This window comes from Novosphingobium clariflavum, from assembly GCF_026420865.1.
Classification (GTDB): Bacteria; Pseudomonadota; Alphaproteobacteria; order Sphingomonadales; family Sphingomonadaceae; genus Novosphingobium; species Novosphingobium clariflavum.
In genome coordinates, this window is the sequence record NZ_JAPCWC010000010.1 from 37,876 (window position 1) to 60,621 (window position 22,746).

Sequence of the window (22,746 nt, forward strand, 5' to 3'; positions counted from 1 at the left end):
CACCAGAGGCCGAAACCCTGATGGCGCGGGAGGCCCGCGAAGCCCCGCTGCGCTGCACCGAGCAGTTGCAGTGCAATGCCGAACTGGTGCGCGAGGCCGGTCGCCGCCTGCGCGCGCTGGCCCCGCCGTTCGCCGCCACCCTCGCCCGTGGCAGCTCCGATCAGGCCGCCGCCTTTGCCAAGTTCCTGCTGGAGACCCATGCCGGGGTGCCCACGCTGAGCCATGCGCCCTCGGTCGGCTCGCTCTACCATGCCACGTCGCCGCGCTTTGCCGGGGTGCCGCTGATCGCCATCTCGCAGTCCGGCCGCAGCCCCGACCTGCTCGCCGCGGCGCAAGACGCCAAGGCGCAGGGCGCGGTGGTGATCGCCGTGGTCAACGACGCACAGTCCCCGCTGGCCGAACTCGCCGAGATCGTCATTCCGGTGCACGCCGGGCCGGAAACCAGCGTGGCCGCCACCAAGAGCTTTGTCTGCACGCTTGTCGCGCTCACCCATCTGGTGGCCGAATGGAGCGAGGACGCGGCCCTGCTCGCCGCGCTCGAGGGCGCGGGCGAGGTTCTCGAAGCCGCCGCCGCGGCCGACTGGACCGAGGCGGTCGAACTGCTGAAGGATGCCGGCGACATGCTGGTGCTGGGCCGCGGCCCGACCCTGCCGATCGCCGGCGAGGCCGCGCTCAAGCTCAAGGAAACCTCCAGCCTCCATGCCGAGGCCTTCAGCAGCGCCGAAGTCGCGCACGGACCGATGACGCTGGTGGGTGCGGGCGATCCGGTGCTGGTGCTTGCCCCGCTCGACGTCGCCCGCACGGGCCTGCGCGAGCGGCTGGACGACTTTGCCGCGCGCGGGGCCAAAGTCATCGCCGCCGGCATGGCCGAGGACATCGCCCCGGCCGCGCTGGCCCTGCCCTCGCGCAGCGACGTCCACCCGGTGCTGGGCGCCATCGCCGCGATCCAGAGCTTCTACGGCCTTGCCAATGCCCTGTCGCTGGCGCGCGGCCGCAACCCGGACAATCCGCCCCATCTCAACAAAGTGACGCGCACGTTATGAGCCGCTCGGCTATGACCCCGGAAATGATCCCCGGAACGCCTGAGGCGATTCGTTCCCGCACCGCGCCTGTCGGCGCCCGCACCGCGCCTGTCGGCGCCCGCACCGCACTTGTCGGCGCCCGCATCGTGCTGGCCGACCGCGTGGTCGAGGATCAGGCGCTGCTGCTTGCCGGCGATCGCATCCTCGGCCTCGCACCGCGCGATGCCCTGCCCGAGGATTGCCTGGTCGAGCAGATGGGCGGCGGCTGGCTGCTGCCCGGCTTCATCGACGTGCAGGTCAACGGCGGCGGCGACGTGCTGCTGAACGACAGCCCGACGGTGGAGGGCATCCGCGCCATCGCCCGCGCCCATCGCCGCTATGGCACCACCGGCCTGCTGCCGACGCTCATCAGCGACTATGCCGAGGCGGTGGACGCGGCGATCGCGGCCGGTGAGGCGGCGCTGGCCGAAGGGGTTCCCGGCGTGCTCGGCGTCCATATCGAAGGCCCGCACCTCAATCCCGCCAAGAAGGGCATCCACGATCAGACCCGCTTCGCGCCGGTCGATGCCGAAGTGATCGCCCGGCTCGCCGCGCCGACGCTGGGCCGCCGCGTGGTGACGCTGGCGCCCGAACTGGCGCCGGCGGGATCGGTGCGCGCGCTGAGCGAGGCGGGCATTCTCGTCTGCGCGGGCCACAGCATGGCCGATTACCAGCAGAGCCACGCCGCGCTGGCCGAAGGGCTGGCCGGGTTTACCCACCTGTTCAACGCGATGACCCAGTTCCTCAGCCGCGATCCCGGCATGGTCGGGGCGGCGCTGGAAGACCGCGCCAGCTACTGTGGGCTGATCGTCGACGGCTTCCACGTCCACCCCGCCGCCATGCGGGTTGCCATCAAGGCGCGCGGCACCGAGGGCATCATGCTGGTGACCGACGCGATGCCGCCGGTGGGCGGCACGCGCGGCGCCTTCACGCTGATGGGTACCGAGATCACCGTGGCGGACGGCAAGTGCACCGGCCCCGACGGCACTCTGGCGGGATCGGCGCTGACGATGGCCGAGGCGCTGCGCAACACGATGGACATGCTCTGCTGCGACATCGTCACCGCCTCGCGCATGGCCAGCGGCAATCCTGCGCGGTTCCTGCGGCTGGAGCACGAGACCGGCACCATCGCGCCGGGCCTGCGCGCCGATCTCGTGCTGCTGGACGAGGCGCGCCGCGTGCGCGCCACCTGGATCGGCGGCGAGCGCGACGATCTGGGAGAAGACGCGTGACCCCGCCGCTCGGGCTGATCGAGGGCCGCTTCGGGCGGATCTGGGACGCGGCCGAGCGCAGCCACGTGGTGCGCACGCTGGCCGCGGCCGGTTACGGTTTCTACCACTATGGCCCCAAGGCCGACCGTTCGCTGCGGCGCGAATGGCGCAAGGCGCATGACCTCGCCCAGAGCGAGGCGCTCGCCCGGCTTTCCGCCGAATGCCGCGCGGCGGGCATGCGTTTCGGCATGGCGATCACCCCGGTCGGCTCCACCCACCCCTTCGACGATGCCGCGCGGGCCGACCTTGCCCGCCGCATCGCCGACCTCGATGCCATCGGCATCGACGATCTGGCCGTGCTGTTCGACGATCTGCGCGGCGACATGCCGGAGCTGGCCCAGCGGCAGGCCGATGTCGTCAACTTCTGCGCGGGGCTGACCAGGGCCACGCAGGTCTATACCTGCCCGACCTATTATTCCGACGATCCGGTGCTCGACCTGGTCTTCGCGGACCGTCCGGCGGACTATCTCGGCACGCTTGGGCGGCAGCTCGACAGCGCCGTGCAGGTCTACTGGACCGGCGAGGAAGTCTGCGCGAAGGAAATCGGCCCCGCGCATCTCGAACGCGTTGCCGGCGAGCTCGGCCGCAAGGTCTGCCTGTGGGACAACTGGCCGGTCAACGACGGGGCGCGGATGTCGCGGTTCCTGCACCTGCGCGCCTTCACCGGCCGTCCGGCGGCGATTGCCGACCACATCACCGGCCATGCGGTCAACCCGGCGATCCAGGCCCACCTCGGCTGCATTCCGGCGCTGACGCTGCCGATGCTCTATGCGCAAGGGGACCGCTATGCCTACGGCGCCGCCTTCGATGCCGCCGCACGCACGCTGCTCGGCGCGGAATTCACGCAGCGGCTGCGGCAGGACCTTCCGGCGCTGCAGGACGTCGGCTACGAGCGCCTCGGCGCGCGGGCGGACCGCCTGCGCGCACGGTATCGGGACATCGATCACCCCGCCGCGCGCGAGATCCTGCGCTGGCTGGACGGCCATGACCTGATGACCGACGACGAGGTCCAGACCCAGTAAGCGGGAAACACGCGATGACGACGAGCGCCACGACACGAGACCGCAAACTGCTGGACGAACTGCGCGGCGCGGTGGGCGGGCGCCACGTGCTGACCTCGGCGCGGGCGACGGCGCGGTTCCGCAAGGGCTATCGCACCGGCGAGGGCCCGGCGATCGCGGTGGTGCGGCCGGGCAGTCTCGTCGAACTGTGGCGGGCGGTGCGGGCCTGCGTGGCGGCGGACGTGTCGATCATCATGCAGGCCTCGAACACCGGGCTCACCGGCGGCTCGACCCCCGATGGCGACGACTATCCCGGCGGCCTCGTCATCATCAGCACGACGCGGCTCTCGGCGCTGAAAGTCATTCGCGGCGGCGAGCAGGTGGTCTGCCTGCCGGGCACCACGCTCTACGCGCTGGAGGCGGCGCTGCGCCCCTATGGACGCGAGCCGCATTCGGTGATCGGCTCGTCCTGCCTCGGCGCCTCGGTGGTGGGCGGGGTCTGCAACAATTCGGGCGGCTCGCTGATCCGGCGCGGGCCCGCCTATACCCAGCTGGCGCTCTATGCGCAGGTCCAGGGCGACGGCACCCTGCGCCTGTTGAACCACCTCGGCATCGCGCTCGGCGACGAGCCCGAAACGCTGCTCGCCCGCCTCGAGCGCGGCGAGTTCACCGAAGCCGACATCGACCCCGCCGATGACAGGTGGGCGCACGACCACAGCTATGCGGCCCACGTGCGCGACATCGACAGCGACGTGCCCGCCCGCTTCAACGCCGACCCGCGCTGCCTGTTCGAAGCGGCGGGCAGCGCCGGAAAGCTCATCGTCTTCGCCGTCCGCCTCGACACGTTCGCGCGCGAGGAGGAGACCACCACCTTTTACATCGGCACCCGCCAGCCCGACCGGCTGACGGCGCTGCGCCGCACGATGCTGCGCGATTTCGACACCCTGCCGATCGCCGGCGAATACATGCACGCCGAGGCCTTCGACATCGCCGACCGCTATGGCCGCGACATGTTCTTCGCGATCGAGCGGCTCGGCACCGACCGCCTGCCCGCGCTGTTCGCCGCCAAGTCGCGCTTCGACGCGCTGTTCGCCGGCCTGTTCGGAAACGGCCTGTCCGACCGCCTGATGCAATGGTCGAGCCGCTTCATCCCCGATCACCTCCCCCCGCGCATGCGCGAATACCGCGCCCGCTTCGATCATCACCTGATCCTGAAAGTCCCGCGCGAGCAGGTCGAGGCCGCCCGCGCGCTGCTTGGCGAGCTGTTCCCCGGCGGCAGCGAGGCCGACCATTTCGAATGCACCGCACAGGAGGCCGCCAAGGCGTTCCTCCACCGCTTCGTCGCGGCGGGCGCCGCCGTGCGCTACCGCGCGGTGCACCGCGACAAGGTGGAAGACATCGTCGCGCTCGACGTCGCGCTGCCGCGCAATACCCGCCAATGGGTGGAGCAGCTTCCCGCGGAGCTTGCCGCGCGCACGGTCCACACGCTCTATTACGGGCACTTCTTCTGCCAGGTGTTCCACCAGGACTACATCGTCACCAAGGGCACCGATCCGCTCGCCTTCGAACACGCGCTCTGGGCCCTGCTCGATGCGCGCGGCGCCCAGTATCCGGCCGAGCACAACGTCGGCCACCTCTACGTCGCCCGGCCCGAACTGGCGCGGTTCTACCGCGAGATCGATCCGCGCAACCAGCTCAATCCCGGCATCGGCCATACCCCCCGTGGTCGCGACTGGAACGACCATGCCTGCGCGGGGGCCCACGGAGAACACCCATGACCTACTACCTCGGCATCGATGCAGGCGGCAGCAATTGCCGCGCCCGGCTGGTCGATGCCGCAGGGCGCGCGATCGGTGAGGGCAAGTCCGGCACCGCCAACGCGCGCATCGGCATCGAGGCACTCTACGATACCTTGCGGGATACGGTGGATCAGGCGGTCGCCGAGGCGGGCCTGACCCCGGCCCAGCGCGCCACCATCCGCGCCGGCATGGGCATCGCCGGGATCACCCGCCCCGGCGTGCGCGAGGCGCTAGCGGACCTCGACTTCGGTTTCGCCTCGGCCGCTTACGCCACCGACGCGCAGATCGCCAACCTCGGCGCCCATGGCGGCGAGGACGGCGCGATCCTCATCATCGGCACCGGCAGCGCCGCGCAGCTGCGCGTCGAGGGCCGCGATTTCACCATCGGCGGCTACGGCTTCCCGATCTCGGACGAAGGCAGCGGCGCTGCGCTTGGCCTTTCGGCGATGCGCCACGCCTTGCGCGCGCTCGACGGGCGCACCCGCAAGACCCCGCTCAGCGCCGCCGTGACCGAGCGTTTCGGGCATGACACCGCGCAGGCCATCGCCTGGATGGACCACGCCACCCCGCGCGACTACGGCACCTTCGCGCCGCTGGTGATGAGCTATGCCGAGGCGGACGACGCCATCGCCCGCTCCATCGTCGAGAACGCCGCCGGACATATCGAGCGCTTCATCGAGACGATCTTCGAGCGCGGCGCCGCCCGCTGCTCGCTGGTCGGCGGGCTGGCCCCGCGCATGCAGCCCTGGCTGCGCGCCCGCACGGTCGAACGCCTGAGCGCGCCGCTGGGCGATTCCCTCGACGGCGCCCTGCGCCTTGCCGGTTTCGCCGGTTTCGCGGCGGGCAAGGCCTGATACCAACGGCGTATTGCCGGCTGGTTAGGTCCGGGCGGCACCCGCGGCCTCGGACAGCCGGAAAGCAAATGCGGACCGCACGCTGGCGCATGCGGTCCGCATTCCCGGTCGGGTCGCTCCTCCTCCCCGACGCGGTTTACCTCACTAGAGCGTTTTCCAATCAGGTGGCATCACCTGATGACTCGAAAAAACGCGTAAAACCAAAATCTTGGAGCAGTTGATCCGATGCAATCGGATCGGAAACTGCTCTAGAGCGTTTTCCGATCTGATTGAATCAGATCGGCCTATTCAGATTCTTTCTTTTCCGCGTTTTTCCGAGTCACTGCGGGTTCCACTCCGTTCGAAAAACGCTCCAGGCGGCCGGCCTCACCGGCCCGCGAGCGCCGCCTGCGCTGCCGCCAGACGCGCGATCGGCACGCGGTAGGGCGAGGCGGAGACGTAATCGAGGCCGATCTTCTCGCAGAACGCGATCGAGGCCGGATCGCCGCCATGTTCGCCGCAGATGCCCAGCTTGATCCCCGGGCGGGTCTTGCGGCCGCGCTCGGCCGCCAGCTCGATCAGTTCGCCGACGCCGTCGACGTCGATGCTGACGAAGGGATCGCGCTCGAAGATGCCCTTGTCGACGTACTGGGTCAGGAAGCGACCGGCATCGTCGCGGCTGATGCCGATGGTGGTCTGGGTCAGGTCATTGGTGCCGAACGAGAAGAATTCCCCGATCTCGGCGATCTCGCCCGCCTTGAGCGCGGCGCGGGGCAGTTCGATCATCGTGCCGACCAGATAGTCGACCGAGGCACCGCGTTCGGCGAAGACCTCGGCAGCGACGCGGTCGACGATCGCCTTCATCAGCTCCAGTTCCCTGGCCGTGGCGACCAGCGGGATCATCACTTCGGGGATCGGCGCCTCGCCGGTGCGCTCCTTGACGATCAGCGCCGCCTCGAAGATCGCGCGGGCCTGCATCTCGTAGATCTCGGGATAGGTCACGCCGAGGCGGCAGCCGCGATGGCCGAGCATCGGGTTGAATTCATGCAGTTCGGCAGCCCGGCGCTTGAGCGTGTCCACCGCCACCCCGGCTGCGCGGGCGACGTCCTCGAAGTCGGCGTCGGCATGGGGCAGGAATTCGTGGAGCGGCGGATCGAGCAGGCGGATGGTGACCGGCAGGCCCGCCATGACCATGAAGATCTCGGCGAAATCGTCGCGCTGTTCGGGCAGCAGGCGGGCCAGCGCGGCGCGGCGACCGGCCTCGTCCTCGGCCAGGATCATCTCGCGCACGGCGGTGATGCGGGCGGCGTCGAAGAACATGTGCTCGGTACGGCACAGGCCCACGCCCTCGGCGCCGAAGTCGCGCGCGGTGCGGCAGTCCTGCGGGGTTTCGGCGTTGGCGCGGATGCGCAGGCGGCGCACCTTGTCCGCCCATTCCATCAGCGTGCCGAAATCACCCGCCAGTTCGGGCTGCACGGTCGCCACTTCGTTGGCCATGATCTCGCCGGTCGAACCGTCGATGGTGACGATGTCGCCTTCCTTGAGCACCCGGCCTTCCATGCGCACGGTGCGCGCGGTGCCGTCGATCGAGAGGCTGCCCGCGCCCGAGACGCAGGGACGGCCCATGCCGCGCGCCACCACGGCGGCGTGGCTGGTCATGCCGCCGCGCGCGGTGAGGATGCCGCGGGCCGCATGCATGCCGTGGATGTCCTCAGGGCTGGTCTCGACCCGCACGAGGATCACCGCCTTGCCCTGCTCGGCCAGCTTCTCGGCGGTATCGGCATCGAGCACGATCGCCCCCGAGGCAGCGCCCGGCGAGGCGGGCAGGCCCTTGGTCAGCACGTCGCGCGGCGCCTTGGGGTCGAGCGTGGGGTGGAGGAGCTGGTCGAGCGCGGCGGGATCGACGCGGGCGACCGCCTCTTCCTCGCTGATCAGGCCTTCGCGCGCCATGTCGACGGCGATCTTCAGCGCCGCCTTGGCGGTGCGCTTGCCCGAGCGGGTCTGGAGCATCCAGAGCTTGCCCTGCTGCACCGTGAACTCGATGTCCTGCATGTCGCGGTAGTGCTTTTCGAGGATCTCGAAGACACCGGCGAGTTCCGCGTAGGTCTGCGGCATCGCCTCTTCCATCGACAGCGGCTTGGCGCCGGCGCGCTCGCGGGCGGCCCTGGTCAGGTACTGCGGGGTGCGGATGCCGGCGACGACGTCCTCGCCCTGCGCGTTGATGAGGTATTCGCCGTAGTAGGCGTTCTCGCCGGTCGCGGGATCACGGGTGAAGGCGACGCCGGTGGCCGAGGTCTCGCCCATATTGCCGAAGACCATGGCCTGGACGTTGACCGCGGTGCCCCATTCGCCGGGGATCGCGTTGAGGCGGCGATAGACCTTGGCGCGGTCCGACTGCCAGGAGCCGAACACGGCGCCGATCGCGCCCCAGAGCTGGTCGTGCACGTCCTGCGGGAACGGCCTGGTCCAGAGCTTGGCGACGATCGCCTTGTACTCGGCGACCAGCAGCTTCCAGTCGGCGGCGGTCATCTCGGTATCGAGTTCGTAGCCGCGATCTTCCTTGGCGATGTCCAGCGCTTCCTCGAAGGCGCCGTGATCGAGTTCGAGCACGACGTCGGAATACATCTGGATGAAGCGGCGATAGCTGTCCCAGGCGAAACGCTCGTCACCCGAGGTCGCGGCAAGGCCCTCCACCGTCTCGTCGTTGAGGCCGAGGTTGAGCACGGTGTCCATCATGCCCGGCATCGAGATGCGCGCGCCCGAGCGGACCGAGACCAGCAGCGGATCGGCGGTGTTGCCGAACTGCTTGCCGGTCACCTGCTCGATATGGGCCAGACCCGCGGCCACTTCGGCCTTCACGCTTTCGGGATAGACGCCGCCATCCTGATAGTAGCGCGTGCACATCTGGGTGGTGATGGTGAAACCCGGGGGAACCGGCAGACCGATCGCGGCCATGCCGTCGAGGTTGGCGCCCTTGCCGCCCAGCAGGTTCTTGTCGCCCTTGCCGCCGTCGTCGACACCGCCACCAAAGCGATAGACATAGCGCGTTTCAGTCAAAGCCGTCATCAATCCATTTCCTTGTTACCGCTCCGCCCGAAAACCGGGATTCGGCGATTTGCGAGGATATGGCATGCTAAATGGCGGCTTTTGGACGCGCTCACCATCGACAAATCGCAAAGCCGGATTTCACGATATGTGAAATCCGGCGCCGAGAAAGTGCTCTAGCAGACGGCTATCCCCTGAGACGCGCCTCGGAAAGATCCAGTTCGCGCGTCAGCTTGCGGATCGTCGCGCTGCCGACCTGGCGGCTGCGGATGAGGTCCGCCAGCGTCGCCCGCTCGGCCTTGACGCCGACCAGGCGGAATTCGCGAAACAGCTTTTCCTGCGCCCGCACCGCGTCGCGCTCATCCTCGCTCAGTCCCTCGATGCGCTCGCGGTAGAGGTCCATCACCCGGCCGCCGGCCGCCGCGAAACGGTCGGCATCGCCGCGCTCTTCGGCGAGCCGGTGCTGGTGGCGCTCGATCGCGCGGATCGCGGCTTCCGCCGTCGCCACGCGGGCGGCATCTTCCTCGGCCTGCTTCGAGGGCTCGCCGGGCATCGTCAGCCCCTTGAGCAGCACCGGCAAGGCAATGCTGGCAAGGATCAGCGAGACGATGATCACGCCCGCCGCGAGGAAGATCGCCAGATCGCGCGCCGGGAACGGCGAGCCGTCGTTCAGCACCAGCGGCAGCGTCAGCACACCGGCCAGCGTGATGGCACCGCGCACGCCCGCGAACGACATCGCCGCGACCAGCCGCCAGTTGGGACTGCGCAGCGCGGTGTCGGGAAGCGATCCGGTCTGGCGCTTGCGCAGGATCGTGAACTTGAACGAGAGCCAGACCCAGGCGAAACGCAGCGCCGCAAGGCCAAGCACGATGGCCACGACATAGAGCGCCAGCCAGCCCGGCTGGGTATGGCCCGTTACCGCGACGGTCTGCCGCGCTTCATAGAGGATGCCGGGAAGCTGCTCGCCCAGCAGCACGAAGATGATGCCGTTCAGCGTGAACTGGATCGTGTCCCACACCGAATTGCGGCGCATGCGGGTGACCGCCATGGCCTCGCGCGAGATTTCCGCGAACGTCATCGTCACCCCCGCGCCGACGGCGGCGAGGATGCCCGAGGCGTGGAAATGCTCGGCCAGCATGTAGGAGCCGAAGGGGATCAGCAGGCTGACGAGGATCTGCGAGCCGGTATCCTCGCCCCAGCCGCGCGTCACCCAGGCCTTGGCGCGCGAGACCACCACCGTCACCGCCACCCCGACGGCCAGGCCCGCGCCCGCCACCCACAGGAAACTCAGCGCCGCATCGCCCGCGGAAAAGGTGCCGGTCAGTGCCGCCGCGACGGCAAAACGCAGGCAGACGAGGCCCGATGCATCGTTCAGCAGCGATTCCCCTTCGAGGATGTGCATCATGCGCTTGGGGATCGGCACGCGCGCGGCGATGGCGGAAACCGCGATCGGGTCGGTCGGCGAGACCACCGCGGCGAGCGCGAAGGCCACCGCCAGCGGCATCGCCGGGATCATCCAGTGGATGAACAGGCCCATGCCGATCACCGTCGTCAGCACCAGCCCCAGCGCCAGTTCGACCACGGTCGAGACGTCCTTGAACAGTTCGTCCTTGGGGATGCGCCAGCCGTCGAGGAACAGCAGCGGCGGCAGGAACAGCAGCAGGAACAGTTCCGGGTCGAGCGAGACGCTGTAGGAGGTCGAAAGACCGATCGCGCCGCCCAGCACGATCTGCACGAGCGGCGTCGGCACCGACCAGGGCAACATCCGCGACACCGCACCGCTGACGACAACCGCCAGCAGCAGAAAAAGCACGACCGAAACGGACTCCAAACCGGGGCTCCTTTGAGTTGCAGGGAAATGACCGGACGAAGACAGGCCCAAGGCCCGTCGCCAGCCGCAGGTCGATAATCCGAAAATGTCCGGGACGGACACGGGCAAAGGCTGAGCAGGGACCATGGCCCGCCCAGTCCGGGATTGCAAACCCCGCCGCGGTATTTTTTTCAACCCGCGAATTAGGGAAACGTTTTGAAACAGCACCGGCGAAAATTGCACCGACAGAACAGATCAGACGATACAACTAAATAACTACAACAGTATTCATAAAAACGTCATAAATAGTCTTTGAACTTTCACAATTTTATTTGTCCCCGCCAGTACCCCGCCGCGCTCTTCACCTGCGATCGCGAACACCTTTTCCGCTCGCGAACAAGGACGGACGAATTGCAATGAGGGGTAAGACAATGTGGCATAAGCGCAGCTTCTGGCTGGTATCGACGGCACTCGCCTGCGCGGCGCAGCCCGCGATGGCCCAGGACACGACGCAAATGGAGGCCCAAAACGGGGCGCAAACCGAGGCGCAGGACGGCGGCTCGATCGTCGTCACCGGGTTCCGCGCCAGCCTGCTGGGCGCGCGCGACGCGAAGCGCAACGCCACGATCATCCAGGATTCGATCGTCGCCGACGACATCGCCGCCTTCCCCGACCTCAACCTCGCCGAAGCGCTCCAGCGCCTGCCCGGCGTCGCCATCAACCGCGAGGCCGGCGAAGGCCGCCGCATCTCGCTGCGCGGCCTCGGCCCGGACTTCACCCGCGTCCAGCTCAACGGCATGGAAGTGCTGGGCAACGTCGACAGCCCGCAGGACAGCCGCGGCCAGGGCACGCGCGACCGCGCCTTCGACTTCAACATCTTCGCCGCCGAACTGTTCAACCACGTCGATGTCAAGAAGTCCTACTCGGCCGACCAGACCGAGGGCGGCCTTGCCGGCACCGTGGGCCTCTACACCGCACGCCCGCTCGACTATGCGGGCGACAAGATCGCCGTGTCGGCCTCGGCCGGCACCAACAGCTACACCAAGGACTTCCAGCCGCGCCTGACCGGCCTCGTCTCCAAGAACTGGGGCGATTTCGGCATTCTCGTCTCGGCCGCCTACAGCCACCGCCAGACCCGCGAGACCGGCGTCGACACCTACCGCTGGCGCACCAACGCCGCCAACGGCTCCGACATTTCCGGCCTGACCCAGGAAGAGCAGGACAAGATCCGGTCCGGCACCCTGCGCTTCGCGCGCGGCAACCGCCTGTCGGTCTGGGATTCGACGCAGGACCGCCTCGGCGTGACCTCCTCGATCCAGTGGAACCCGGGCGACACCACCCACATCACCCTCGACGGCCTCTACGGCAAGTTCAAGGCCGACCGCTTCGAGACCCACCTCGCCTCGCGCGGGTCGGGCGGCTCGACCTGGCTTGGCGGCGCCCAGACCTTCGCCGGCGTCACCTACCCCGCCTCGACGATCAACGCGATCGGCTGGAACGACGAGAACGAGGTGACCTACCTCGACGTCTCGGGCGGCCAGACCTCCACCGAGACCCGCACCCAGAAGACCAGCAACACCTTCAAGCAGCTGGTGCTGAGCGGCGACACCGGCCTGACCGACAAGCTGACCTTGCGCTTCCTCGGCGGCATCGAGCGCTCCAGCTACGACATGCCGATGAGCGACAAGTTCTACACCGAGGCCTACGGCGACGTCATCTCGCAGTATACCGGCACTTACGGCCTCAAGAACACCTACGGCTGGGATACCACCGACGCCGCCAACTACCATGCCCATGAAATCGACATGTCGGCGTCCTATCAGGACACCGCGATGGACACGATGCGCGGCAGCCTCGAATACCAGTTCTCGCCCGACGACAAGCTGAGCCTCGGCGGTGAATGGCGCCGCTTCAAGAACAGCGGCTATACCCTGACCGCCGACGACGTGCTGCTCAGCAGCTTCAAGTCCGGTGCCGTCAGCGCCGACATCGGCGACTATTCCAAGGTCTACAACGGCTATTCCGGCCAGTCGTGGGTCATCGTCGACTATGACAAGGCGCTGTCCGCGCTCGGCATCGATCGCGGCGACTACCTGACCAACCGCGGCAGCGAATATGCCGTCGAGGAGCGCACCTGGGCGGTCTATGCCCAGTACGACTGGAACCACATGCTGGGCGCGGTACCGTTCCGCGGCAACATCGGCGGCCGCTTCTACCACACCGGCATCGATTCCGTCGGCGTGGGCACGGTCGACGGATCGCTGAACACCATCCGCGGCACATCGAGCTACAAGGGCTTCCTGCCGGCGGCCAACCTGATCTTCGAGCTGACCGACAAGCTGGTGGTGCGCGCCGCCGCGGCCCGGAACATCAACCGTCCGACGCTGAGCGCGCTGGCCGTCAACGGCACCGTCAAGAGCGGTGACAACGGCGAAGTCTCGGTCTCGACCGGCAACCCCAACCTCAAGCCCTACAAGTCGACCGACCTCGATCTCTCGGTCGAATACTACCTCGGCAATCACGGCTCGATCACCGGTGCCCTCTTCTACAAGACGCTCGACGGCTTCATCGGCACCAAGACCGTCACCAACACGACCTACGGCGAGACGGGCCTCTCGACCGACCTGATGGACGGGCTTACCGCCAATACCGTGGTTTCGAGCTACTCGCGCCCGATCAACCTCGGCAAGACCGACCTGTGGGGCCTCGAACTGGCCGCACAGAGCGACTTCACCTTCCTGCCCGCGCCGTTCGATCACTTTGGCGTCGCGGCCAACTTCACTTATGTGAAGTCGCAATACGATTACCGGACGATCTACGGCGACATCGCCGCCAAGACCTCGCTCGAAGGTCTGAGCAAGTACAACGGCAATATCACGCTCTACTACCAGGACGCCAAGTTCGACGTGCGCGGCTCGGCCAACTACCGCTCCAGCTACGTCTATTCGGCAGCGCCGATCACCACCACCGTGAACGGCGTGACGGTCGTCGACCAGGATCTCTCGGGCTATGCCGCGACGGTCTATGTCGACATGTCGGCGCACTACAAGATCACCGACCGCATCCAGCTCACGCTCGATGCCATCAACCTCACCAACCAGGCCGAAAAGCAGTATTCGGACAGCTCCAAGCGTCTCTATGTCTACACCCGTTCGGGTCGCACCGTGATGGGCGGCGTCCGCTTCGAGTTCTGATCGAAGCGGCGGCGGAAGGACGGGCCGCATGCCTCGTCCTTCCGCCGCTCATACCGGCAGGCAAGGTCACACCACTGTCACGGAGCCCTGATAGCCGCGCCGGCGAAAGGGCGCATCCTTCCGTGTCTTCGCTTCCGACAGGCGGCCGGCTCAGGGCCGTCCTCATCCTGTCCGGCTTCGTGCTTGCCCTGCCGCCGGCAGCGGCACGGGCGCGCGATGCGGCAATGCCCCGCGCAGGCACGGTAAGCCTGCATGTCCCGGCCGGCCGCCTTGCCGAGGCCCTGGCCGAGATCTCGCGCCGCTCGGGCGTGCAGATCGTCACCTCGGTGCCCGCCGACCTCAGGATCGCCCACCCCGTGCGCGGCCGTTTCGCGGTTGGCGAGGCGATCCGCCAGGTAACGCAGGGCCTGCCCGTGGCGGTCCGGCAGGTGCCGGGCGGCTATCTCGTAACCCCATCGGCGCCCACTTCGCTCGCCGCTTCGCTTGCGGCTTCCGGCCCCGTTCCGCCGCCGGATGGCCAGGCCTCGCCGCAGCCCCTCGCCATTGCCGATCCCTTCACCCAGCCCATCGTCGTCACCGGCTACCGCGAGAGCCTGCGGCAGGCCATGGCGGTGAAGCGCTCCGCCCGCGCCATCCTCGAGGCGACCCGCGCCGAGGACATCGCCGCCTTCCCCGACCACAATGCCGCCGACGCGCTCCAGCGCCTGCCGGGCGTCGCGATCAGCCGCGACAACGGCGAAGGCCGCCAGATCTCCGTGCGCGGCCTCGGCCCGCTGTTCACCCGCACCACGCTCAACGGCATCGAGGCGCTGGCGACGACCGCCTCGGGCATGGACAACCGCGGCTCCGCCAGCCGCCAGCGCAAGTTCGACTATTCGGTCTTCGATGCCGGGCTGTTCTCGGGCGTCGAGGTGCGCAAGACCTGGTCGGCCGACCGCGACGCGGGCGGCATCGGCGGCACCGTCGCCCTGCATACGCTGCGCCCCTTCGACCGCCCCGGCAACGTCACGCTGCTTTCGCTTCAGGGCCGTACGTCCGGGGACGCAGGCGGCGTGACCCCGCAATTGACCGCCGAACTCTCCCGCCGGAACGACCGCTGGGGCGCCCTGATCGCCATGTCCTACAGCCGCAACCGCGTGACCGAATACGGCTACCGCAACTGGGACTGGGTGCCCGTGACCTTCGGCGCGGACACTATCGGCCCCGGCGTCAGCGCCGAGGACCGGGCACGGCTGACCGGCGCTTCCGGCGATCCCGTCTACATGTCGCGCGGGCAGACCTATTCGACCTGGACCAACCGCTTCGAGCGGATGAACCTGATCGCTGCGTTCGAGCACGAAGACGACGACGGGCTGCACCTGACGCTCGACCTCATCCATGCCCGGCTCGCCAACCACCGCGGCGAGTATTCGCTGGCGGCGGCGGGTACCAACGGCCTCACTTCGGGCACCGTCGACGGCACGCAAGTGCTCAATTCGGTGCGCATCGCCGGCGACACGATGGTCGCGGCGGACTTTTCCGGGGTCGACATGCGCAGCGAGCGCAAGGTCACCGAAGACCACACCGACTTCAACCAGGCGGTCCTCGCGCTGCAACGCCCGCTTGGCGAAAGCACGCGGATCGAGGCGCGCCTTGGCTATGCGCGCTCCGACTTCGAGGAGCCGGTGTTCGACAAGGTCTTCCTCCAGTCCACCGGCCAGTCCTTTTCCTATGTCGCCACCGGCCGCCATCCGCACAACCGCTACGCCTTCGACCTCGCCGATGCCGGAAGCTGGGATCTCATGCGCGCCGACGTGCGCGAGGATGCCATCGTCAACGACAACGCCGCCGCCCGCCTCGAAGTGATCCGCCGCCTCGCCCCGCACATCGAACTGCGGGTCGGCGCCAGCTTTCGCCATTACGGCAACGACGGCTACGAGCGGCGCGTGTCCGCCGACTACCGGTCCGGCAGCGCCGCCGCCGCGACGGGGCTGATCGATGCCCGCTCGCTGGCCCGCTATGTCGTGGCCGATCTCGACGCGACCTTTGCCCGCATCGGCCAGTCCCGCGATCTGACCGCGGCGGACGACCTGCCCGGCACTGCCTACCGCGTGCGCGAGAACGCCTATGCCGCCTTCGCGCTCGCGCAGTTCGACCTCACGCTGGGCACCCTGCCGCTCGATGCGGAACTGGGGCTGCAATACCTGCGCATGGATACCCGCTCGGCGGGCGAGGCGAGCGACGACACCACGCTGGTCTCGGTGGTCCAGCACAGCCGCCATGGCGCCTGGCTGCCCTCGCTGCAGGCCCGGCTCGACCTCGCGAAGGACTTGCGGCTGCGGTTTGCCGCCAACCGCAACCTCAACCAGCCCGACGTTGCCGACCTGCGCGCCGCCGCCTCGGTCAATTCCACCCCGTTCGGCGGCACCGTGGAGACCGGCAATCCGGCGCTGCGCCCCTTCAGGGCCACCGCGCTCGACCTCTCCGTCGAGCGCTACATGGGACGCGACGGCTATGCCTCGCTCGGCCTGTTCTACAAGCGGATGGATTCGTTCATCACCTCGGAAACGACGGTCATGGCCTATTCCGAGACCGGGCTGCCGCTGGCCTTCCTCTACGACGGACTGGACGGGACCGCGCTCTACAACGTCGTGCGCCCGCTCAACGGCAAGGGCGCCTCGATCCGGGGCGCGGAAGCCGCGATCCAGCGCGACCTGCATTTCCTGCCCGCCCCGTTCGACGGGCTGGGCGTGCAGGCCAACCTCACCTTCGCTGCGGGCAGGAGCGAGGTGATCTACGACGGGAAGGCCGTCCAGCTGCCGCTCATCGACCTCTCGCGCTGGTCGGGCAATGCCACGCTCTACTACACCGGGCGCGGCTGGGACGCCCGCCTCGCCGCGGCCTGGCGCGGCACCTACCGCATCGACATCGGCAACAACGGCAACATCGGCGAATGGATCGAAGGCGGCATGACGCTGGACTTCGCGGCCCACCTGCGCGTGACCGCCGCCATGCAGGCCTCGTTCGAGGCGCGCAACCTGACCGACGCGGCGATCACCCAGTATACCGACCGCGATGCTCACCGCCTGCTCGCGCGCACGCGCAGCGGGCGGATTTTCGCGCTCGGCCTGCGCTCGGCATTCTGACGATGGGAACCCGGATGTCCCCGCCAGCCCGCCGCGAACCTCTACACCAACGGCGCCGCCGGTCCGGCGCCCCTGTATCGGGATGCCCGACATGTTCATGAGCGATGCCGCCAGCCCCCTGCTGGCGGGAATGACACGGCTGAAAAGCTATGTCCGCAAGCGCATGCGCGATCCCGAGGGTGTGGAGGACGTGGTGCAGGAAACCCTGGCGCGGGTCATGGAACAGGAGCGCCGGCAGGCGATCGAGCACCCGCTCGCCTATGCTTTCCGCGTGGCGGATTCGGTGATCGTCGCGGACCTGCGCAAGCGCCGCGGCGCCGGATCGCCGGCGGGGCGGCAGGCCGATGCCCTTCCGCTCGACCTCGATCCGCTGGAACTGGTCTGCGACATGCCGCTCGCCGACGAGGTGCTGGACTACCGCGAGCGCTTCGCCCGCTTCGAAACCGCGCTGGCCCGCCTGACGCCGATGCGGCGCACCGTGTTCCGGATGCGCCACATCGACGGCAAATCGCGGCAGGACATCGCCGAGGAACTGGGGCTCGGCCTCGAAGCCGTGAAAAAGCACCTCGTGCGCGCCATGGCCGACCTTGCGCTGGCGCTCGAGAGCGATCTCGGGGCGGCGGGAGAGGACTGACAAGACAATGGACAAGCCCCTGAACGATACGCTGGAACTGGCCGCGGACTGGGCCGACCGGTTCGACGACCTCACCCCCGACGAGCGCCGCGAACTGGCCGCCTGGCTGGAAGAATCCGCCAGCCATGCCCGCGCCTTTGCCCGCATGCGCCGCCTGATGGGCGACAGCGCGCTGATCGAGGCCTGCGAGGCGCGCGACGCCGCCGGGTTGCCGCCGCTGCCCGGCTGGCGCATGGCCGCCGACCGCTCGCCCGGCCCACGCGGGCGCCTGCGGGTAGCCGCCCCCCCGGTACTGACGCGCCCGGCACTTACCCGCAGGCAAGCGCTCGCCGCCGGTATCGCCGGGGCACTGGCGCTGCCTCTCGCCGGTTACGGGTTGATGGAGGCGGCAGCCCCCGACGCCCCGGCGCCGCTGCGGTTTGCCAGCAGGGTCGGCGAGCGGCGCCGACTGACCTTGCCGGACGGCTCCGGGCTGCTGCTCGATGCCTCCTCGCGCGTGGCGGTGGACTTCTCGCAAGCCGCGCGCCGGGTCGTGCTCGAACAGGGCGCGGCCCGCTTCGACGTCCGCCACGATCCCGCCCGTCCCTTCGCGGTCCACACCCCGCATGCCGCCATGCTGGCCCTCGGCACCAGCTTCAGTGTCGACCGGCTGACCCGGGCCAGCGAACTGCGGGTGTTCTCGGGCCGTGTCCGGCTCGATGTGCCGCAGCGCGAAAGGCTCGAAGTGGCGGCGCACCGCTGGGCGCTGATCGACGATAACGGGGGCCAAAACGAGGGCGGCCCACGGGTGACCAGCGGCCGCTTCGATCCCGCCACCCGCGCGGACTGGCAGGACGACTGGCTCGATGCCGATGCCATGCCGCTCGGCTTCGCGGTGGAGCGGCTGGCCCGCTACAGCCCGGTGCCGATGCGGATCGCCGATCCCAGGCTGGCCCGCCTGACCTTCAGCGGACGTTTCCGGCTCGACCAGCCGGAACAGTCGTTCGAACTGATCGGCGCGCTGTTCGGACTGCGGCCGCAGCGGCGGGGCGATACCCTCTACCTCGCCTGAGGCGCCTGCCGGACCCCGCCCCGCAAGACGGGGAACGGCAACCCGATTTTCCATCTTTGCTATTGCGAATGTATCGCAATATCGCTAGCCGCCAGCGAAAGGGAAGCGACTCCAATAACAGCTCAGGGTTCGTACACGATGATTTTCAACACGGTTCGCAGCCGTCTGCTCGTTGGCGCCGCCACCAGCCTGCTCGCGGCAACGCTCTTTTCCGCCGCCGCCACCGCCGCAGACGCTGACGCCGATTCCGGTGCCGACGCGGCGCAAAGCGCCCGCCCCCGCCGCGACGACATCGTCGTGACCGCCGAACGCGGCGTGCAGACGATCAACGCGGCCACCAAGTCGACCCTGCCGATCGCCGACACCCCGCAGTCGATCAGCGTCATCACCTCCAGCGACATTGCCGGGCTCGGCCTGCAGAGCCTCAACCAGGCGATGCGCTACGTCGCCGGCGTGACCCCGGAGACGCGCGGCACTTCGGCCGAAGTCTACGACCAGTTCAAGCTGCGCGGCTTCGATGTGCCGACCTACCTCGACGGCCTCAAGATGTTTTCCAGCGGCACCGGCTATGCCGTGCCGCAAGTGGACGTCTCGCGCATCGACAGCATCGAGATCGTCAAGGGCGCCGCCTCGGCGCTCTACGGCGCCTCGAGCCCGGGCGGTTTCGTCAACGAACAGAGCAAGCTGCCGATCGACCGTGATTTCTACGGCGCCGCCTCGGCCAGCTACGGCACCTACAACCTCTACCGCTTCGACGCCGACGTCGGCGGCCGGATCGGCGATGGCGATGGCGACGGCAGCGTGCTGTGGCGCCTCTACGGCAGCGCCAACGGCGCCGACACCCAGCAGGACTTCGGCAAGCGCGAACGCCAGACCGTTTCCGGCGCCGTGACGCTGGGCGCGGGCACCTCGACCGACTTCACGGTGCTGGCCGCCTATTCGCACGATCCCTACAACGGCAACTACGGCGCCTTCCCGGCCGTCGGCACGCTGATCGCCAACGAAGCCGGCAAGCTGCCGACCTCGTTCTACGGCGGCGAGCCGAACGACCGCTTCAGCCGCGAGCAATTCGGCCTGACCTACATCTTCAACCACGATTTCGGCGGCGGCTGGAAGTTCCGGTCCTCGGCCCGCTACCAGTACGTGTCGAGCGAGCTCGGCCTCGTCTACACCGGCGGCCCGCAGGCCGCCCCCGACACCGACCCGACGCTCTACACCCGCTATTCCTACGCGACCGACGAGAGCCTCAACAACTGGACCTACGACAACCGCCTCTCCGGCGAAGTCGACACCGGCCCGCTACACCACGCGCTGATGTTCGGCGCCGACCGGCAGGTTGCCCACTCGCGCGAACTCTATGCCTTCGGCGGCGGCACCACCATCGATGCCTACAACCCCGTCTATGGCACCATGGATACGCCGAGCGATCCCTACCACGTGCTCAACTACAGCCTGGTCGGCTATGCCGATCCCCAGCTCGTCACCGCCCGCCAACGCCAGCAGGGCGTCTATGCGCAGGACGAGATCTCGCTGGGCGACCTCAGGGTGATCCTCAGCGGCCGCCAGGACTGGGCCCATGCCACCCAGGACGGCGTGGTCAAGAAGGACAGCAAGTTCACCTACCGCGCCGGCGCCCTCTACAAGACCAGCATCGGCCTCTCGCCTTACGTCAGCTATTCGACCTCGTTCGAACCGCAGGGCACCACGCTGCTCGAAGACGGCTCGCTGGCGGACCCCTCGCTGGGCAAGCAGCTGGAAATCGGCGCCAAGTACACGGTTCCGGGCACCGACATCCTGATCAGCGGCGCCTGGTTCAACATCCGCCAGACCAACGTGATCGTCTCCGACCCGGTGACCTACACCTCGCAGCAGATCGGCAAGGTCCGCTCGCGCGGGTTCGAGCTGGAGGCGAGCGGCTCGCTGCCCTATGACCTCAGCTTCCGCCTCGCCTACAGCACCCAGGACGTGAAGGACATCGAGGACGTCTACGCCAACCGCCAGGGCCGCGGCCTTGCCACCGTGGGCCGCGGCGGCGTGAGCGCCAATCTCGAATGGTCGCCGAAGGCGGGCGCGGCCGAAGGTCTCACCATCGGCGGCGGCGTGCGCCACGTGGATCGCACGTACGCCGGTCTCTATACCAACGCCGACGGCACCGAGACGCCCTACAACACCCCGTCCTACACGGTGTTCGACGCGCTGCTGCGCTACAACCTCGCCAGGCTCGGCACCGGCATGGAACGCGTGACGCTCTCGGCCAACGTCACCAACCTGTTCGACAAGAAGTACCTGACGAGCTGCTACGCCAACTACAGCTGGTGCTGGTACGGCAGCCGCCGCACGGTGCAGGGAACCATCGGCTTCACCTGGTAAGCCGACAGGGGCCGAACGCCCCGCAACCGGACAAGACCCGCGTCCCCCGTGCGCCTCCCCGCAGGCGCGCGGGGGACGTCGTTTGCGGGATGGCTTGCGGGACCGCGAAAGGACTGCAATAGGCGCCGCCCGCTTCCGCTGGCGAGACACCTGTGCCAGCGTTCGCGATCTGCTCCCAAGACCGTTTCAAGGATCCGCCATGTCCCCCTCCGGCCCCTCCTCCATCGGCATCGATTTCGGCACGACCAATTCGGTCATCGCCCTCTCCGGCGTACCGGGAGAGGCCGATCTGGTGGAGTTCGCGGCCCCCGGCGGAGCGTCCTCGGTGTTCCGCTCGGCGCTGTGCTTCTGGCAGGACGATGCGGTGAAGGGCGGCCCGTTCCCAAGCGGGCTGGCCCACGAAGCAGGCCCCTGGGCCATCGCCGAATTCCTCGACTTCCCGCAAGGCTCGCGATTCCTGCAATCGTTCAAGTCGGTCGCGGCGAGCGCCACGTTCGAACATGCCAACCTCTTCGAAAAGCGCATGCGCTTCGAGGAACTCGGGCAAGTGTTCCTCACCCACCTGATCGCGCACGGCGGCGCCCCCTTGCGGGCCCTGCCCGAACGGATCGTGATCGGCCGCCCGGTGCGCTATGTCGGCGCGCGGCCCGACGCGGCGCTGGCCCGCAAGCGATACGACGCGATGTTCGCGATGCTCGGCCGCCCGGTCCACTACGTCTACGAGCCGATGGGCGCCGCCTTCAGCTTCGCCTCGCGCCTCTGCGAACCGGCCACGCTGCTGGTGGCCGACTTCGGCGGCGGCACCAGCGACTTTTCCATCGTCCGCGTCGAGGCGCCCGGTGCCGCGCGGCGCTGCGTTCCGCTGGGCGCGGCGGGCATCGGCATTGCCGGTGACCGTTTCGACTACCGGATCATGGACCATCTGGTGCTGCCGCTGCTCGGCAAGGGCGGCACCTACCGCTCGTTCGACAAGGTGCTGGAAATTCCCCCCGGCCACTTCGCCGATTTCGGCGACTGGTCCCGCCTCGCGCTGATGCGCAACCGCCGCACACTGGAGCAGCTGGCGCGCCTCAGGCACGGCGCCACCGACCCTGCCGCCATCGACCGCATGATCGCGGTGGTCGAGCATGAACTGGGCTTCGGCCTCTACGAGGCGGTCGGCCGGCTCAAGCGAACGCTGTCGGGTGCCGCGCACGGCGCGCTCAGCTTCGAGAGCGACAACCTCACCATCGACGCCGAGGTCAGCCGCGCCGATTTCGAGCGCTGGATCGCCCCCGACCTCCAGCGCATCGACCAGACCGTGGACCGCGCACTGGCCAAGGCCGGATTGCAGCCGGACCAGATCGACCATGTGTTCCTGACCGGCGGCTCCTCGCTGATCCCGGCCGTGCGCGACCTGTTCGAACGCCGCTTCGGCGAAGGCCGCATCGCCACCGGCGACGAACTGACCTCGATCGCCCACGGCCTCGCGCTGATCGGCCAGTCCGCCGACTTGTCCGAATGGACCGCCGAGGATGAAGACGAGGACGACGGCATCGAAGTCTGAGTCTTT

13 protein-coding genes are annotated in these 22,746 nt (G+C 68.5%); 11 read left to right on the forward strand and 2 right to left on the reverse strand.

Going from position 1 to position 22,746, the window contains the following annotated elements; all coding sequences use genetic code 11:
- Positions 1-20: 20 nt before the first annotated feature.
- The 5 genes from OKA11_RS14130 to OKA11_RS14150 are packed head-to-tail and all read left to right on the forward strand — an operon-like array spanning position 21 to position 5,986.
- Positions 21-1,043, forward strand: a complete 1,023-nt coding sequence (locus tag OKA11_RS14130; RefSeq protein ID WP_267221356.1) for an SIS domain-containing protein — start codon at positions 21-23, stop codon at positions 1,041-1,043.
- Complete coding sequence (gene nagA, locus OKA11_RS14135) at positions 1,040-2,293, forward strand: N-acetylglucosamine-6-phosphate deacetylase (RefSeq protein WP_267221359.1); 1,254 nt, start codon at positions 1,040-1,042, stop codon at positions 2,291-2,293. The genes OKA11_RS14130 and nagA overlap by 4 nt, the downstream gene beginning before the upstream one ends.
- Complete coding sequence (locus OKA11_RS14140) at positions 2,290-3,354, forward strand: beta-N-acetylglucosaminidase domain-containing protein (protein ID WP_267221362.1); 1,065 nt, start codon at positions 2,290-2,292, stop codon at positions 3,352-3,354. The genes nagA and OKA11_RS14140 overlap by 4 nt, the downstream gene beginning before the upstream one ends.
- A 14-nt stretch (positions 3,355-3,368) precedes the next feature.
- A complete protein-coding gene (dld, locus tag OKA11_RS14145; RefSeq protein WP_267221364.1) occupies positions 3,369-5,111 on the forward strand; it encodes a D-lactate dehydrogenase in 1,743 nt (580 codons plus the stop codon).
- Positions 5,108-5,986: a BadF/BadG/BcrA/BcrD ATPase family protein gene (locus tag OKA11_RS14150; RefSeq protein WP_267221366.1), complete on the forward strand. Its 879-nt coding sequence runs from the start codon at positions 5,108-5,110 to the stop codon at positions 5,984-5,986. Before dld ends, OKA11_RS14150 begins: the two co-directional genes overlap by 4 nt.
- A 366-nt stretch (positions 5,987-6,352) precedes the next feature.
- On the opposite strand, the gene ppdK is transcribed toward OKA11_RS14150, so the two are convergent.
- Together ppdK and OKA11_RS14160 are read right to left on the reverse strand one after the other, a co-directional pair.
- On the reverse strand, positions 6,353-9,031 hold the full coding sequence (ppdK, locus tag OKA11_RS14155; RefSeq protein ID WP_267221368.1) for a pyruvate, phosphate dikinase: 2,679 nt from the start codon (positions 9,029-9,031) through the stop codon (positions 6,353-6,355).
- A 166-nt stretch (positions 9,032-9,197) separates the two neighbouring features.
- The gene (locus OKA11_RS14160; RefSeq protein WP_267221370.1) at positions 9,198-10,841 is read right to left on the reverse strand and encodes a Na+/H+ antiporter; all 1,644 of its coding nucleotides are present in this window, start codon (positions 10,839-10,841) and stop codon (positions 9,198-9,200) included.
- A 410-nt stretch (positions 10,842-11,251) separates the two neighbouring features.
- Between OKA11_RS14160 and OKA11_RS14165 the strand changes: the two genes are divergently transcribed.
- The 6 genes from OKA11_RS14165 (at position 11,252) to OKA11_RS14190 (ending at position 22,740) form a co-directional block, all read left to right on the forward strand.
- Positions 11,252-14,014, forward strand: a complete 2,763-nt coding sequence (locus tag OKA11_RS14165; RefSeq protein ID WP_267221372.1) for a TonB-dependent receptor — start codon at positions 11,252-11,254, stop codon at positions 14,012-14,014.
- A gap of 122 nt (positions 14,015-14,136) precedes the next feature.
- Positions 14,137-17,139 (forward strand): TonB-dependent receptor, encoded by a 3,003-nt coding sequence (locus OKA11_RS14170; RefSeq protein WP_267221375.1) that lies wholly within the window; start codon positions 14,137-14,139, stop codon positions 17,137-17,139.
- Between the two features lie 91 nt (positions 17,140-17,230).
- Positions 17,231-17,773 carry an RNA polymerase sigma factor gene (locus OKA11_RS14175; RefSeq protein WP_267221377.1) on the forward strand — a complete coding sequence of 181 codons (543 nt, stop codon included), beginning with the start codon at positions 17,231-17,233 and terminating at the stop codon, positions 17,771-17,773.
- A 7-nt stretch (positions 17,774-17,780) separates the two neighbouring features.
- Complete coding sequence (locus OKA11_RS14180) at positions 17,781-18,824, forward strand: FecR family protein (protein ID WP_267221380.1); 1,044 nt, start codon at positions 17,781-17,783, stop codon at positions 18,822-18,824.
- A gap of 138 nt (positions 18,825-18,962) precedes the next feature.
- Positions 18,963-21,194, forward strand: coding sequence for a TonB-dependent siderophore receptor (locus OKA11_RS14185; protein WP_267221383.1), 2,232 nt, complete (start codon positions 18,963-18,965; stop codon positions 21,192-21,194).
- 199 nt (positions 21,195-21,393) lie between these two features.
- Positions 21,394-22,740 (forward strand): Hsp70 family protein, encoded by a 1,347-nt coding sequence (locus tag OKA11_RS14190; protein ID WP_267221385.1) that lies wholly within the window; start codon positions 21,394-21,396, stop codon positions 22,738-22,740.
- The last annotated feature ends 6 nt before the right edge of the window (positions 22,741-22,746 follow it).